This window comes from Streptomyces sp. NPDC086777, from assembly GCF_040702065.1.
GTDB lineage: Bacteria > Actinomycetota > Actinomycetes > Streptomycetales > Streptomycetaceae > Streptomyces.
Genome location: NZ_JBFBJI010000046.1, coordinates 33,352 through 48,384 on the forward strand (window position 1 = coordinate 33,352; position 15,033 = coordinate 48,384).

The 15,033-nt window shown below is 72.1% G+C and carries 11 protein-coding genes; all 11 read left to right on the forward strand.

The features are described from left to right. The first annotated feature begins 150 nt into the window (after window positions 1–150). Window positions 151–1,362 (forward strand): ROK family transcriptional regulator, encoded by a 1,212-nt coding sequence (locus AB0472_RS39585; protein WP_366364139.1) that lies wholly within the window; start codon window positions 151–153, stop codon window positions 1,360–1,362. A gap of 66 nt (window positions 1,363–1,428) precedes the next feature. After that, window positions 1,429–2,772 (forward strand): ABC transporter substrate-binding protein, encoded by a 1,344-nt coding sequence (locus AB0472_RS39590; protein ID WP_366364141.1) that lies wholly within the window; start codon window positions 1,429–1,431, stop codon window positions 2,770–2,772. Between the two features lie 2 nt (window positions 2,773–2,774). Continuing rightward, on the forward strand, window positions 2,775–3,716 hold the full coding sequence (locus AB0472_RS39595; protein WP_366364143.1) for a sugar ABC transporter permease: 942 nt from the start codon (window positions 2,775–2,777) through the stop codon (window positions 3,714–3,716). Between the two features lie 2 nt (window positions 3,717–3,718). Next, window positions 3,719–4,612: a carbohydrate ABC transporter permease gene (locus AB0472_RS39600; RefSeq protein ID WP_366364145.1), complete on the forward strand. Its 894-nt coding sequence runs from the start codon at window positions 3,719–3,721 to the stop codon at window positions 4,610–4,612. Between the two features lie 7 nt (window positions 4,613–4,619). Next, complete coding sequence (locus AB0472_RS39605; RefSeq protein ID WP_366364147.1) at window positions 4,620–5,888, forward strand: 6-phospho-beta-glucosidase; 1,269 nt, start codon at window positions 4,620–4,622, stop codon at window positions 5,886–5,888. Then, complete coding sequence (locus AB0472_RS39610) at window positions 5,879–6,850, forward strand: BadF/BadG/BcrA/BcrD ATPase family protein (RefSeq protein WP_366364149.1); 972 nt, start codon at window positions 5,879–5,881, stop codon at window positions 6,848–6,850. The genes AB0472_RS39605 and AB0472_RS39610 overlap by 10 nt, the downstream gene beginning before the upstream one ends. Window positions 6,851–7,185: 335 nt before the next feature. Continuing rightward, complete coding sequence (locus AB0472_RS39615) at window positions 7,186–8,541, forward strand: hypothetical protein (RefSeq protein ID WP_366364190.1); 1,356 nt, start codon at window positions 7,186–7,188, stop codon at window positions 8,539–8,541. 14 nt (window positions 8,542–8,555) lie between these two features. Next, window positions 8,556–9,596 (forward strand): glutamate ABC transporter substrate-binding protein, encoded by a 1,041-nt coding sequence (locus AB0472_RS39620; protein ID WP_366364192.1) that lies wholly within the window; start codon window positions 8,556–8,558, stop codon window positions 9,594–9,596. Window positions 9,597–9,643: 47 nt separating this feature from the next. Beyond that, the gene (locus AB0472_RS39625) at window positions 9,644–10,969 is read left to right on the forward strand and encodes a hypothetical protein (RefSeq protein WP_366364151.1); all 1,326 of its coding nucleotides are present in this window, start codon (window positions 9,644–9,646) and stop codon (window positions 10,967–10,969) included. 3 nt (window positions 10,970–10,972) lie between these two features. Then, on the forward strand, window positions 10,973–13,489 hold the full coding sequence (locus tag AB0472_RS39630) for a tetratricopeptide repeat protein (RefSeq protein ID WP_366364153.1): 2,517 nt from the start codon (window positions 10,973–10,975) through the stop codon (window positions 13,487–13,489). A gap of 3 nt (window positions 13,490–13,492) precedes the next feature. Next, window positions 13,493–14,908: a protein phosphatase 2C domain-containing protein gene (locus AB0472_RS39635; protein ID WP_366364155.1), complete on the forward strand. Its 1,416-nt coding sequence runs from the start codon at window positions 13,493–13,495 to the stop codon at window positions 14,906–14,908. Window positions 14,909–15,033 lie beyond the last annotated feature (125 nt).

Genomic DNA, 15,033 nt, shown 5'->3' on the forward strand with positions numbered 1-15,033 from the left:
GCTCCCCTTCCGGCGGCTTACGTTTTCCAGCCAACAGGAAACTTTCCTAACAGTGATCAACGGATGGACGGTTCCAGCCGGTCACCCGGGTGGACCGAACGTCCAGTTCACTGGGAAACTGAGCGGCTGGAAAGGCAGGTGTCGAATCCCATGGCAGGAACCGCCGGTACGCCGGGCACCCCGCGCGTCCTGCGCGCCATGAACGACCGCGCCGCACTGGACCTGCTGCTGGAGCACGGCCCGCTCTCGCGCACCCGGATCGGCAAGCTCACCGGCCTCTCCAAGCCGACCGCCTCCCAGCTGCTGGCCCGCCTGGAGGCGGCCGGGCTGGTACTGGCGACCGGCACCAGCGAGGGCCGACCGGGCCCCAACGCCCAGCTGTACTCGGTGAATCCGGGGGCGGCCCACGCCGCCGGCCTGGACGTGAACCCGGGCCGGATCCGCGCCGCCGTCGCCGACGTGACCGGCCGCACCGTCGGCGAGTACGAGCTGCCGACCCCCGGCCGCCGGTCCGCGCAGTCCGTCGTACGGCAGGTCACCGACGCCCTCGACGGCGCCGTGAAGGCGGCCGGACTGGCCCGGGACGACGTCCACCGGGTCGTCGTCGGCACGCCGGGCGCCTTCGACCCGAACACCGGCCGGCTGCGGTACGCCTCGCACCTGCCCGGCTGGCACTCCCCCGCGCTGCTCGACGAACTCGCCGCCGCGCTGCCGATGCCCGTCGAGTACGAGAACGACGTCAACCTCGCCGCCATCGCCGAACAGCGGCTCGGCGCGGCCCGCGGCCACGGCGACTTCGTGCTGCTGTGGAGCCAGGAGGGCCTCGGCGCCGCCCTGGTCCTGGGCGGCCGGCTGCACCGCGGCTGGACCGGCGGCGCCGGCGAGGTCGGCTTCCTGCCCGTGCCGGGCACCCCGCTGGTCCGCCAGGTCACCAAGGCCAACAGCGGCGGCTACCAGGAACTCGCCGGTTCGCAGGCGGTGCCCAGGCTGGCGCGCGAGCTGGGCATCGAGGACCTGCCGACCGGGCCGTACGACGAGGTGGCCGCCGAACTCGTCGCGCGCGCCGCCGACCACGCGACCGGGCCCTACCACCAGCTGCTGCGCACCTACGCCACCCGGCTCGCCACCGGTCTCGCCTCCCTCGTCTCCGTCCTCGACCCCGAACTCGTCGTCCTCAGCGGCACCGCCCTGACCGCCGGCGGCGAGGTGCTGCGCGCCCTCGTCCAGGCCGAACTGGAGGAGCTGGCGGCCGCCCGGCCGCGCCTCGTCGTCGGCGACGTCCGTCAACACCCCGTGCTGCGCGGCGCGCTGGAGAGCGCGCTGGCCACCACCCGCGACGAGGTCTTCGACACCTCGCGCTGAGCCCACCTCAGACCCCCGCACAGCCAGTCCTTCCCACGCACACCGCCCGCCCCGGGAGATCTCGCCATGCCCATACCCTCCGCTGCCCGAAAGACGGCTTTTGCCCTGGCCTCGGCGGCCAGCTCACTGGCCCTGCTCACCGCCTGCACCGGCCAGTCGTCCTCCGGAGCCGACGACGACGCCTCGGCGAAGACCACCATCAACTTCTGGCACGCCTGGAGCGCCCCGAACGAGGTGAAGGCGGTCAACGCACTGATCGCCGGCTTCGAGAAGGCGCACCCCAACATCCACGTCAACGTGGTCAGCAACATGACCGACGACAAGATCAACCAGGCGCTGCGCAGCGGCGGCGACAGGGCCCCCGACGTCATCTCGTCGTTCACCACCAACAACGTGGGCAAGTTCTGCTCCTCGGGCGCGCTGGTCGACCTGAACCCGTTCTTCAAGAAGTCCGGCATCGACCCGGAGACGACGTTCCCGAAGGCGATGAACGAGTACACCCAGTACGACGGCAACCGCTGCACGGCGCCGCTGCTCGGTGACGCCTACGGCCTCTACTACAACAAGACGGCGTTCGCGAAGGCCGGCATCACCAGCCCGCCGAAGACCTGGACCGAGTTCAAGGCGGACGCAAAGAAGCTGACGGTCAACCAGGGCGACAGCTACAAGCAGCTCGGTTTCATGCCGGACTACCATGGCTGGGAGACCACGACCGAGCACTACGCGGCGCAGTTCTCCCCGACGTACTTCACGTCCGACGGCAAGTCGAACATCGCCAAGGACCCCGCTTTCACCGAGGCGTTCACGCTGCAGAAGGACCTCGTCGACGAACTCGGCGGATTCCAGAAGCTGGAGAAGTACCGCGCGACGCTGGGCGACGAGTGGGGCGACAAGCACCCCTTCCAGACCGGTCAGGTCGCCATGCAGCTCGACGGCGAGTGGCGGCTCGGCATGGCCCTGGACGCCAAGACCAAGTTCGACATCGGCGTCGCTCCGCTGCCCGTGCCCGACGACCAGGTCGCGCAGTACGGCAAGGGCTACATCACCGGCACCATCGCCGGCATCGCCGCCAACAGCAAGAAGCAGAACGCGGCCTGGGAGTTCGTCAAGTACATCACCACGGACACGGACGCGGTGGTGAACTTCTCCAACGCCATCCACAACGTGCCGTCCACGCTGGCCGCCCTGAAGTCGCCGAAGCTGAAGTACGACCCGCGCTTCAAGACCTTCCTGGACATCGCCGCCAACCCGGACTCGACGACGTCGCCCGCCTCCATCAACGGCGGTGTGTACCTGGCGACGATCCAGAACTTCGGGTACGACTACGAGAGCGGCAAGGCCAAGGACCTCAAGTCCGGTCTGGAGGCCACGGCCAAGCAGATCGACACGGACATCGCGCAGGCCAAGTAGCGATGAGCAGCATCACGTTGGCGTCGAAGCGCCGCCGGTCGGCGCTTCGCACGGTCGCTTTCATGTCGCCCTGGCTGATCGGTTTCGCGGTGTTCTTCGCGTACCCGCTGATCTCCACGGTCTACTTCTCCTTCATGCACTACGACGGCTTCAAGGCGCCGATGTGGTCCGGCACGAAGAACTGGACGTACGTCTTCGAGCACTACCCGTACTTCTGGCCCGCGCTGCGCAACACGCTGTGGCTGGTGATCGTGATGGTCTCGCTCCGGGTCGTCTTCGGCCTCGGCGTCGGCATGCTCATCACGAAGATCAAGACGGGTACGGGGGTCTTCCGCACCCTCTTCTACCTGCCCTACCTGGCCCCGCCGGTCGCGGCGACCATGGCCTTCGCGTTCCTGCTCAACCCCGGTACCGGTCCGGTCAACTCGATCCTGGAGAAGGTCGGCATCCCGGCGCCGGGCTGGTTCAACGACCCGACCTGGTCCAAGCCGGCCCTGACCCTGCTGGCCCTGTGGGGCGTCGGCGACCTGATGGTCATCTTCATGGCCGCGCTGCTCGACGTGCCGACGGAGCAGTACGAGGCGGCGGAGCTGGACGGCGCGTCGGCCTGGCAGCGCTTCCGGTTCGTCACGCTGCCGAACATCTCGCCGATCGTGATGTTCGCGGTGGTCACGGGCGTCATCCAGACGATGCAGTACTACACGCAGCCACTGATCGCCGGAAAGGTCGCCTCGGGCGTCATCCAGGGCGCGGGCACGCAGTTCGAGCCCGGCTATCCCGAGAAGTCGACGCTCACCCTTCCCCAGCTGGTCTACAACCTCGGCTTCCAGCGCTTCGACTACGGCTCCGCGTGTGTCGTCGCCCTCGTGCTCTTCGCCCTGTCCATGGCGTTCACCGCGATCCTGATGCGGCGCCGGGGCGGTCTCATCCAGGCAGGTGACTGACGATGACCCAGGTACTGGACCGGCCGGCGGAGGTGCGGGCCCCGGTGTCGGAGGCCGAACGCACGGCCCGCCGCAAGGCTCTGCTGAACTGGGTGGCGGTGCACTCCCTCGGCGTCGCCGCCGCCCTGTTCTTCACCCTCCCCTTCGTGTTCGTGTTCCTGACCTCCCTGATGAGCGACAGCCAGGCACTGAGCCGGGACCTGATCCCGCACACCTGGGAGTGGGGCAACTACAGGAAGGTGTTCGACACCCCGGGCTTCCTGACCTGGTGGAAGAACACCCTGATCTACGCGGGCCTGGGCACCGTCCTGACCGTCGTGTCCTCGCTCCCGGTGGCGTACGCGCTCGCCAAGTTCCGCTTCCGGGGCCGCAACCTGTCGCTCATGCTGGTGATCTCGATGATGATGCTGCCGCCGCAGGTGGTCATCATCCCGATGTACCTGTTCTGGGCGAAGCAGCTGGACCTGTCGGGCACCCTGTGGCCGCTGATCGTGCCGATGGCGTTCGGCGACGCGTTCTCCATCTTCCTGCTGCGCCAGTTCCTGATGACGATCCCGAACGAGTACCTGGACGCGGCGAAGGTGGACGGCTGCGGCGACCTCAGGACGCTGCTGCGCGTGGTCATCCCGATGGCGAAGCCCGGCATCGCCGCCGTCGCCCTCTTCCAGTTCTTCTACGCCTGGAACGACTACTTCGGCCCCCAGATCTACGCCTCGGAGAACCCGGGCGCCTGGACTCTCTCCTACGGCCTGGAGTCGTTCAAGGGCATGCACCACACCGACTGGAACCTGACCATGGCCGCGACCGTACTGGTCATGGCCCCCGTGATCCTCGTCTTCTTCTTCGCCCAGAAGGCGTTCGTCGAGGGCGTCACGCTCACCGGAGTGAAGGGTTAACCCATACATGAAACTCACCGTGGTCGGCGGAGGCTCGACCTACACCCCTGAGCTCATCGACGGTTTCGCACGGCTGCGGGACACCCTGCCCATCGAGGAACTGGTCCTCGTGGACCCGGCCGCCGACCGCCTGGAACTGGTGGGCGGACTGGCCCGCCGGATCTTCGCGAAGCAGGGCCACGGCGGCCGCATCGTCACCACCCCGGACCTGGACGCGGGCGTCGAGGGCGCCGACGCGGTGCTGCTCCAGCTGCGGGTCGGCGGCCAGGCCGCCAGGCAGCAGGACGAGACCTGGCCGCTGGAGTGCGGCTGCATCGGCCAGGAGACCACCGGCGCCGGCGGCCTCGCCAAGGCCCTGCGCACGGTGCCCGTCGTGCTGGACATCGCCGAACGCGTCCGCCGCACCAACCCGAACGCCTGGATCATCGACTTCACCAACCCGGTGGGGATCGTGACCCGCGCCCTGCTCCAGGCCGGCCACCGGGCGGTCGGGCTGTGCAACGTGGCGATCGGCTTCCAGCGGAAGTTCGCGAACCTGCTCGGTGTCACGCCGTCCGAGATCCACCTGGACCACGTCGGCCTCAACCACCTCACCTGGGAGACGGCGGTCCGCCTCGGCGGTCCCGAGGGCGAGAACGTCCTGCCCAAGCTGCTCGCGGAGCACGGCGACACGATCGCCGCCGACCTGAAGCTGCCCACGGGCCTCCTCGACCGCCTCGGCGGCGTGATCCCCTCCTACTACCTGCGCTACTTCTACGCGCACGACGAGGTGGTGCGGGAGCTGCGCACCAGGCCGTCCCGGGCGGAGGAGGTCGCCGCCATGGAGAAGCAGCTGCTGGAGATGTACGGCGACCCGGCCCTGGACGAGAAGCCGGAGCTGCTCGCCAAGCGGGGCGGCGCCTACTACTCGGAGGCGGCGGTCGACCTGGCGGCGGCCCTGCTCGGCGGTGCCGGCAACCCCTACCAGGTGGTCAACACCTACAACGGGGGCACGCTGCCCTTCCTCCCCGACGACGCGGTGATCGAGGTCCAGGCGGCCGTGAGCGCGAACGGCCCGGTGCCGCTGCCCGTCCCGGACGTCGACCCGCTCTTCGCGGGCCTGGTGGCGAACGTGACGGCGTACGAGGAGCTGGCCCTGGAGGCAGCCCTGCGCGGCGGCCGGGACCGCGTCTTCCGGGCGCTGCTCGCCCATCCCCTCATCGGCCAGTACGAGTACGCCGACGCCCTGACCGACCGACTGATCGCGCACAACCGGGAGCACCTCGCGTGGGCCTGACCGCAAGTGTCCTCGCCATCGACGCGGGCAACAGCAAGACCGACGTCGCGGTGGTGGCGGCGGACGGCGAGGTCCTCGCCACGGCCCGGGCCGGCGGCTTCCGGCCGCCGGTGGTGGGCGTGGAGCAGGCCGTGGACGAGGTGGCCACGGCGGTCGCCGAGGCGTACGGCGCCGCCGGGGTCACCTCGGCCGCCCACGTCTCGGCGTGCCTGGCCAACGCCGACTTCCCGTTCGAGGAGGAGCAGCTGGCCGCCGCGCTGGCCACGCGCGCGTGGGGGGCGACGGTGGCGGTCCGCAACGACACCTTCGCGATCCTGCGGGCCGGCGTCACCGAGCCGCGCGGGGTCGCCGTCGTGTGCGGCGCCGGCATCAACTGCGTCGGCATGCGCCCCGACGGCCGCACCGCCCGCTTCCCCGCGCTCGGCCGCATCTCCGGTGACTGGGGCGGTGGCTGGGGGCTGGCGGAGGAGGCGCTGTGGCACGCGGCACGCGCGGAGGACGGCCGCGGTGAGGGTACGGCGCTGGCCCGCGCGCTCCCGGCGTACTTCGGGTACGACACCATGCTCGCGCTGATCGAGGCGCTGCACCGGGAGGAGGTCGAGCCCGCCCGGCGGCACGAGCTGACGCCGGTGCTGTTCGCGACGGCGGCGGACGGCGACCCGGTCGCACGGGCGGTGGTGGACCGGCTGGCGCAGGAGGTGGTGGCGATGGCGGTGGTCGCGCTGACCCGCCTGGAGCTGCTGGACGAGGAGACGCCGGTGCTGCTGGGGGGCGGGGTGCTGGCGGGCGGTCATCCGCAACTCGACGACGGCGTCCGGGAGTTGCTGGCGGCACGGGCCCCGAAGGCGGTGCCGCGGGTGGTGACGGCCCGGCCGGTACTGGGCGCCGCGCTGCTGGGGCTGGACGTGGTGGGTGCGGAGGTGGCCGTACAGGAGAGGGTGCGGGCGTACTTCGAGGGGTGACCCGGGGTGGGGGCCAGGGGGGAGGCTTGCGGCGCCCCGTAAGGGGCGCTGGGGGTACCCCCGGCCGAAGGCTGGGGGAGCAACCGCGCGAGCGACCCCCACGCACCCGTGCCCCGGAACGCACCGTCACCACCCCCCAGGAACCGAACCGTTCCCCCTGGCGTATTCATGGGCAGGGGTTCCGCTGCGATCCGATCAAGATCCAGTGAAGGCCGGTGCCGAATGTCAGTCCGGGCGGCGATACTGGGCGGCGACCGGATGACCATGGGGGAGGTCAAGTGACACACCCGCCGACGAAGAGCGCGGCACCGCCGGGCACCGGCACGGGCACCGCCCTGCCCGCGCAGCGGACGCGGCCCGGCACCCCCACGCCTCCCCGCCGCTCGGCGTTCGCGGAAGGCGCCGACCGGCTCCGCGCCGCCGCCACCACCGAACCCGGCCGGCTCCGCGTCATCGGCGCCGTCCTCGCCGCGCTGATCGTCGCCTTCGGTGCCGTCACCGCCTGGCAGATGACCGACCGCGCGGCCGCCGCCGACGACGTCCTGCACCGCAGCCAGCCGCTGAGTTCGAGCGCGGCCGACATCTACCGTTCGCTGGCGGACGCCAACACCGCGGCCTCCAGCGGCTTCCTGGCGGGCGGTCAGGAGACGCCCGCCTCCCGCGCGCGCTACGAGCAGGACATCCGGACCGCCGCCGCCAAGCTGGTCACCGCCGCCGCCAACTCCGAGCCCGGTTCGCCCTCCGAGGCGGCCGTCGCGAAGCTGAACACGCTGCTGCCGGAGTACAAGGGGCTGGTGGAGCGGGCCAGGGTGTACAACCGGCAGGGCTATCCGGTCGGCGGCGCCTACCTGCGGTACGCGAACGAGAAGATGGAGCAGGAGATGCTCCCGGCCGCGGAGGACCTCTACACGAAGGAGAACGCGCGTCTCGCCTCCGACTACTCGGACGCGACGCCGTACCCCTGGGCGGCGATCGTCCTGGGCCTCCTCGCGCTCGCCGCGCTCGCCTGGGCCCAGCTGCGGCACTACCGCCGGACCAACCGCCTGCTCAACCACGGCCTGGTCGCGGCCTCCGCGGCCACGGTCGTCACGCTGCTGTGGCTGGTCGTCGGCCACACCGTCGCCCGCTCCGGCCTGGACGGCTCCTACGACCACGGCGTCCGCTCGCTGAACGTGCTGCACGACGCCCGGATCGCCTCCCTGAAGGCGCGCGGGAACGAGAACCTGAGCCTGGTGGCGCGCGGCGCCGAGACGGTCACGGTCGGCGGGCAGACGTACGACGCGTACTACTACGACTTCGACAAGGACATGGACGCGCTCGGCAAGGGCCTCACCGAGGCCGCGGCGCTCGCGAACGACTCGGCGGGCAGCAGGCCGGTGGTGGCGGCCGAGGGGAACATGAAGGTGTGGAAGCAGCGGCACGCGGCCGCCCGCACCGAGGACGAGAACGGCGACTACCAGGCGGCGCTGGACAGGGTGATCGGCGCGAAGGGCGCGACCGCCGAGTGCTTCGACAGCGTGGACACCAACCTGAAGAACGCGCTGGTCCATGAGGAGGCCGAGTTCAAGGAGCAGGCCACCGACGGGCGGGACGCCATGTCCGGGCTGCCGATCGGTGCCGCCATGCTGGGGGTCGCGGCGGCGGCCGGCGCGCTGTTCGGCATCGGGCGCAGGCTTTCGGAGTACCGGTGAGAGGGGGCGTGGCGATGTTCGTGCGGCGGATGAGGATCTCCCTGCGCGGCTGGGGCGGGGTGGGCGCGATGGCGGTCGGCTGCGTCCTGGCGCTGGCGTTCGTCCTGCTGCTGCCGCTCACCCAGTCCCGCGGTGCGGGCGGCCAGGGCGTGGGGCTCGGCGGTCCGGGGCTGGCCACCGGCAGCCCGGCGAAGGCCGACACGTGCGTGGACTCCCGGGCGCAGGACGAGACCTGGTCGCCGTCGGGCGCGGACGGGTCCACCATCGACGCCATCAAGGCCCGTACCGGCGCCAAGCGGAAGCTGATCGTCGGCGTCGACCAGAACAGCTACCGCTGGGGCTACCGCAACCCGAACACCTCGGACGCGGAGCTGGAGGGCTTCGACATCGACCTGGTGCACCGGATCGCCCAGGACATCCTCGGCGACCCGAACGCCGTGCAGTTCAAGGCGATTCCGACGAGCCAGCGGATACCGGCGATCCAGGACGGCCGCGTCGACATGGTGGTGCGCACGATGACCATCAACTGCGACCGGCTGAAGGACGTCGCGTTCTCCGCGCCGTACTTCAAGACCGGGCAGCAGGTCCTCGCCCCCAAGTCGTCGTCGATCACCGGGTACAACGGCACGCTGGCGCACAAGAGGATCTGCACGGCGGCCGGTTCGACGGCGCACACCAAGCTGGCCGCCGACCGGAAGGCCGGGGGGCCGGCCGCCTCGGCGGACATCTCCACCACCGTCCCCAACCAGCTCGACTGCCTGGTGCGGCTGCAGCTCGGCGAGGTCGACGCGGTGGTCACCGACGGCGCGCTGGCCGCCAGCCAGGCCGCCCAGGACCCGACCGTCGAACTCAAGGGCGCCGCCTTCACGACCGAGTACTACGGGGTGGCCATGAAGAAGGACGCGACCGATCTGGTCCGCCGGGTCAACCAGATCCTGGTGGAGTACCGGTCCGACGGCTGGCAGGCGTCGTACGACAAGTGGTTGTCGGCGACACTGGGGGCGGACTCGACGGCGTCGAAGCCACCCGCGCCGCAGTACCTGCGCACCAGCTGACCCGCATCCGCGAGGCCCAGCCCCGACGAGCAAGCGAGAGGTGATCGATGGGCGTCACGGACCCCGCCGGGCCGGTGATGGACCGGGACGAGGTGGACCGTGCGCTGGCGCGGCTCGGCGCGGAGCACGAGGCGATCGAGACCTCACTGCTCGCCCTGCAGGACCACGCGGGCCGCAGGCTCCTCGAAGGCGCCGAGCTGACCGGGACGACCCGGGAGCGGTGGACGTCCGCCGACGCCTCGATCACCCTGCTGTGGGCGTACTTCGACGCCTACACCGACGCGTTGCGCTCCGCACGGGAGATCAGGGCCCGGCGCCGCTGGTCCAGCCGTGAGGACCTGGTGGAGCTGACCGAGCTGCTGCGCGGCGAGTGCGTGACGGTGGCGGGCAGCGCGACCGCGACGGCGAACGCGCCGACCCTGCTGTCCGCGGCCGGCCGGCTCAGCGAGCGGTTCTCGCTGACCGGTCTGGTCGACCGGATGAACGAGCTGTACGCGACCTCGCTGGACATGGTCGTCACCGCCGACGCGGTGTGGTCGGCGCTGCCCGCGCGGATCGATTTACTCGCCGCCGAGCTGCAGCGCACCCGCACGCTGGCGCACTCCGTCGGCGTGCGCCCCGGCGAGCACCCGGCCGGCGACGACCTGGAGCGGATCACCCGCATACTGACGAAGCTGCGCGCGGACGTGGTCTCCGATCCGCTGGCGTTCTGGGTTCCCGCGCCGGGGAGTTCGGCGCCCGGCGGCGGCCGTCCCGACACCACGGTGTACGACCGGGAGGCGCGGGCGCTGGAGGAGGTGCGGCGGGAGATCGACGCCGTGCTGACGGTACGGCAGGACGCCGAGGCCCGGCTGATCAGGCTGCGGGACGTGCTGTCCCGCGCGGACCGCACCCTCGCCGAGGCGCGCACCGCGCGCGGTGAGGTGCTGGCGAAGATCGCGGCGACCGAGGTGCCGGTGGTCAGCGGCCCGCCGACCGCGCTGCAGGAGCAGCTGGCGACGGCCGCCGAGTACCGCCGGGGGGCCCAGTGGCACCGCCTGTCGCCGCTCCTGGAGTCCCTGGAGCAGAAGGCGGAGGACGAACTGCTGCGCGCCCGTGAGTCGTTGACGGCGGTCACCGCGCCGCTCGCGGTCCGTGCGGAGCTGCGCGGCCGGCTGGACGCGTACAAGGCGAAGGTGGCCCGGCACGGGCTGGCGGAGGACCCGTTCCTGGTCGAGCGGTACGACGCGGCCCGGCGGATGCTGTGGAGTGCGCCCTGCGATCTCAGGGTCGCGGAGCAGGCGGTGCTGCGCTATCAGCGGTCGGTGGCCGAGGCGCTCGGGGCGCCGCGGGTGCCGCAGCAGAGCGGGCCCGAGGACCGGAGGGGGGAGTAAGCCGTGAGTCAGGCGGGAGAGAGCTGCCAGCGGCCGGACTGCGAGGGGACGTACGAGGACGTCGGCGGGGGTGAGCTGTACTGCGACACCTGCGGGCTGGCGCCGGTCGTCTCCGAGAGCGGCATGGTCGGTTCGCCGCCCACCGGGATCACGGCAGGCGGCAGGGGCTCGGCGGGCAGCGGGAGTTCGGGGTCCAGCAGCCGCTCCAGCCGGAGCAGTTCGCGTACCTCGTCGCAGTCCTCGAAGTCGCGACGCTCGGTCTCCGGGCGGCTGTCGCGGTCCCTGTCGGGCAAGTCGACGGGCCGTTCGGTGTCGGTGCGCAGCTCCGGTTCGTCGGCGAGCACGTCGGGGCGCAGCAGGCTGGGCGCCGGTCTGGTCACGGTGCCGCAGGTGCCGAAGCCGGACCCGCGCGAGATGGTCCAGGAGAACCCCGAGGTGCCGGAGCGCAAGCGGTTCTGCTCGCGGGCGGACTGCGGGGCGCCGGTCGGGCGGGCCCGCGGGGAGCGGCCGGGCCGGACCGAGGGCTTCTGCACCAAGTGCGGCAACCCGTATTCGTTCGTGCCCAAGCTCAAGGGCGGCGACGTGGTGCACGGCCAGTACGAGGTCGTGGGCTGTCTCGCGCACGGCGGCCTGGGCTGGATCTACCTCGCGGTGGACCGGGCCGTCTCGGACCGCTGGGTGGTCCTCAAGGGCCTGCTGGACACCGGCGACCAGGACGCGATGGCCGCCGCCATCTCCGAGCGGCGGTTCCTCGCGGAGATCGAGCACGCCAACATCGTGCGGATCTACAACTTCGTCGAACACCTGGACCAGCGCACGGGCTCCCTCGACGGCTACATCGTCATGGAGTACGTCGGCGGCAAGTCCCTCAAGGAGATCGCCAACGACCGGCGCACCCCGGAGGGCCGCCGCGACCCGCTGCCGGTGGAGCAGGCGTGCGCGTACGGCATCGAGGCTCTGGAGGCCCTCGGCCACCTGCACAGCCGCAACCTGCTGTACTGCGACTTCAAGGTCGACAACGCCATCCAGGCCGAGGACCAGCTCAAGCTGATCGACATGGGCGCGGTGCGCCGGATGGACGACGACGAGTCGGCCATCTACGGCACGGTCGGCTACCAGGCGCCCGAGGTCGCCGAGGTCGGCCCGTCCGTCGCCTCCGACCTGTACACGGTCGGGCGGACCCTCGCCGTCCTCACCTTCGACTTCCAGGGCTACACGACCGTCTTCGTGGACTCGCTGCCCGACCCGGACAACATCGAGGTGTTCCGGCAGTACGAGTCGTTCTACCGGCTGCTGGTGCGGGCCACCGACCCCGACCCGGCCCGCCGGTTCGCCTCCGCGCAGGAGATGGCCGAGCAGTTGACCGGCGTGCTGCGCGAGGTCGTCTCGGTGCAGACCGGGACCTCCCGGCCCGCGCTGTCGACGCTGTTCGGGCCCGAGGTGAAGGTCACGGACACCGAGCTGTTCCCGAAGCTGGACGGCGACGTGTCCCGGCTGGGCGGACGGAAGGTGGCCTCCAGACCGCTCGCGCTGGACCCCCCGGGGCCGGGCGCGGCCCCGGCCGACCCGGCCCTGGTCAGGCCCATCGACACCGCCGCCGCCGCGCTCGCGCTGCCGGTCCCGCTGGTCGACCAGAGCGACCCGAACGCCGGTTTCCTGGCCGGGCTGTCGACCTCGCTGGTGGGCGAGGTCAGCCTGCTCAGCGCGCTGGCCGCGGCGCCGGTGCAGACGGTCGAGACCGAGCTGCGGCAGATCCGCGCCCGGCTGGACAACGGCGACTTCGAGGCCGCGCAGGTGAGCCTCGGCCGGCTGGAGGAGGAGCGGCCCGACGACTGGCGGGTGGTCTGGTGCCGGGGCGTGGCCGGCCTGGTCACCGGCGACTTCGAGGGCGCGGCGCTCTCCTTCGACGCGATCTACGACGCCTTCCCCGGCGAGACCGCGCCGAAGCTGGCGCTCGGCCTGTGCGCGGAGGTGCTCGGCCAGCTGGACAACGCGGCCGAGTACTACCGGCTGGTGTGGGCGACCGACCCGGGCTTCGTCAGCTCCGCGTTCGGCCTGGGCCGGGTGCAGCTGGCGGCCGGGGACCGGCGGGGCGCCGTACGGACGCTGGAGTCGGTGCCGGAGGCCTCGATCCACTACACGGCGGCCCGGGTGGCGGCCGTACGGGCGCGGCTGCGGCACCGGACCGCGGCGGCCGACGACACGCCGTTCCTGGAGGACCTGACGGCCGCCGCCGGGCAGATCGAGGCGCTGGACGCGTACGGTCTGGATCCGGCCCGTCGCGAGCAGTTGTCGGCGGAAGTCCTCGGCTGCGCGCTGGACTGGATACTCTCCGGGGGCCAGGACTCCCAGCCCGTCGTCGGCGGCCGGGAGCTGCTGGGCAGCGGCCTGGACGAGCGGGGCCTCCGCTTCGGCCTGGAACGCTCGTACCGCACGCTGGCCAGACTGGCGACCGGCGGTGCGGAGAGGATCGACCTGGTGGAACGGGCCAACCGTTACCGCCCCCGGACGTGGGTGTAGTTGATGTCGCAGATGCCCCAGCAGGCCGCACCGGCGAAGTGCCCGAGCTGCGCGGAGCCGCTCGAATCGGGTGACCTGTTCTGCGGCGCGTGCGGGTACGACCTGTCGGCCATGCCCGCCGCGCCGCAGGACCACCCGACTCTCACCATGGGCGCCGCCGGTGTGGGATCCTCGGGCGTGGACTGGCCCCCGCCCGAGCCGGAGAGCTCCGGTACGCCCGCGGCACCGCATCTGCCGACCGACCTGCCCGGCACCGACTCGGGTGGCGACTCGCTGCCGGTGTCGCCGCCCGCGCACGGTTCGCCGGCCTCCCCGCCGCCGCACGGCGCGCCCGGGCACGGTTCGCCGGTGTCCCCGGCCTCCGGGGTGCGGTTCGACCGGCCGCCGGAGCCGGACGAGTACCCGCTCCAGGCGCCGGACCCGCGGGTGGCCGCCTCCGCCGCCGAACCGGCCGGGGCGACCGGGGCGACCGGGGCGACCGGCACGGCCGAGACCACGGAGCTGCCGAAGGTCTGCGTGGCCTGCCGCGCGGGCCGGGTCGACGACGACGGCTACTGCGAGAACTGCGGGCACGCCCAGCCGCGCGAGCGCGACCACATGGAGCAGGAGTCGGGCCCGGTGGCCGCCGTCAGCGACCGCGGGCTGCGCCACCACCGCAACGAGGACGCGTTCACCGTCGGCCACACCGCGCTGCCCGACGGCACCCCGGCCGCGCTGGCGGTCGTCTGCGACGGCGTCTCCTCGGCGACCCGGCCCGACGAGGCCTCCATGGCCGCGTCCCGGGCCGCCGGCGAGGCGCTGCTGGCCGCGCTGCCGCAGGGCACCCATCCGCAGCAGGCGCTGCACGACGCGATCGTCGTGGCCTCCCAGGCGGTCAACGCCCTCGCCGAGGAGCCCCCGTCGGCCCGTGAGCACACCCCGCACCAGAACGCCCCGGCATGCACGATCGTCGCCGCGATCGTCGCCTCGGGCCTGCTCGTGGTCGGCTGGGTCGGCGACAGCCGCGTCTACTGGGTGCCGGTGGACCGGAGCGCCCCGGCGGCCCGGCTCACCGAGGACGACTCCTGGGCCGCGCAGATGGTCGCCGCGGGCCTGATGAGCGAGGCGGAGGCGTACGCCGACGAGCGCGCGCACGCGATCACCGGCTGGCTGGGCGCGGACGCCTACGAGCTGGAGCCGCACACCGCCTCCTTCAAGCCGGACCGGCCCGGCGTGGTGGTGGTGTGCACCGACGGCCTGTGGAACTACGCGGAGACGGCCGAGGAGATGGCCGAGGTCGTCCCCGCCGATGCGGACGTACGACCGCTGCACGCGGCCCGGGTGCTGGTCGGTCACGCCCTGGACGGCGGGGGCCACGACAACGTAACAGTGGCGCTGCTGCCGTTCCCGGAACCGCCTCAGGGGGCAGGATCCGCCTGAGGCCGCGCAAAACGGCCGCAAACGGCAGGGAGACGCACGGGGAACGAGCCGTACGGCGACAGACGTACGGGGAAGCACCGGCGGACCGGAGGGGACCGGTCCGCACAATCGTCAGCACCCACCAC

Bases quoted from the DNA above. Each gene is read 5' to 3' on its own strand.
- AB0472_RS39585 (WP_366364139.1), top strand. From the start codon at position 151: ATGGCAGGAACCGCCGGTACGCCGGGCACCCCGCGCGTCCTGCGCGCC.
- AB0472_RS39590 (WP_366364141.1), top strand. From the start codon at position 1,429: ATGCCCATACCCTCCGCTGCCCGAAAGACGGCTTTTGCCCTGGCCTCG.
- AB0472_RS39595 (WP_366364143.1), top strand. From the start codon at position 2,775: ATGAGCAGCATCACGTTGGCGTCGAAGCGCCGCCGGTCGGCGCTTCGC.
- AB0472_RS39600 (WP_366364145.1), top strand. From the start codon at position 3,719: ATGACCCAGGTACTGGACCGGCCGGCGGAGGTGCGGGCCCCGGTGTCG.
- AB0472_RS39605 (WP_366364147.1), top strand. From the start codon at position 4,620: ATGAAACTCACCGTGGTCGGCGGAGGCTCGACCTACACCCCTGAGCTC.
- AB0472_RS39620 (WP_366364192.1), top strand. From the start codon at position 8,556: ATGTTCGTGCGGCGGATGAGGATCTCCCTGCGCGGCTGGGGCGGGGTG.
- AB0472_RS39625 (WP_366364151.1), top strand. From the start codon at position 9,644: ATGGGCGTCACGGACCCCGCCGGGCCGGTGATGGACCGGGACGAGGTG.
- AB0472_RS39635 (WP_366364155.1), top strand. From the start codon at position 13,493: ATGTCGCAGATGCCCCAGCAGGCCGCACCGGCGAAGTGCCCGAGCTGC.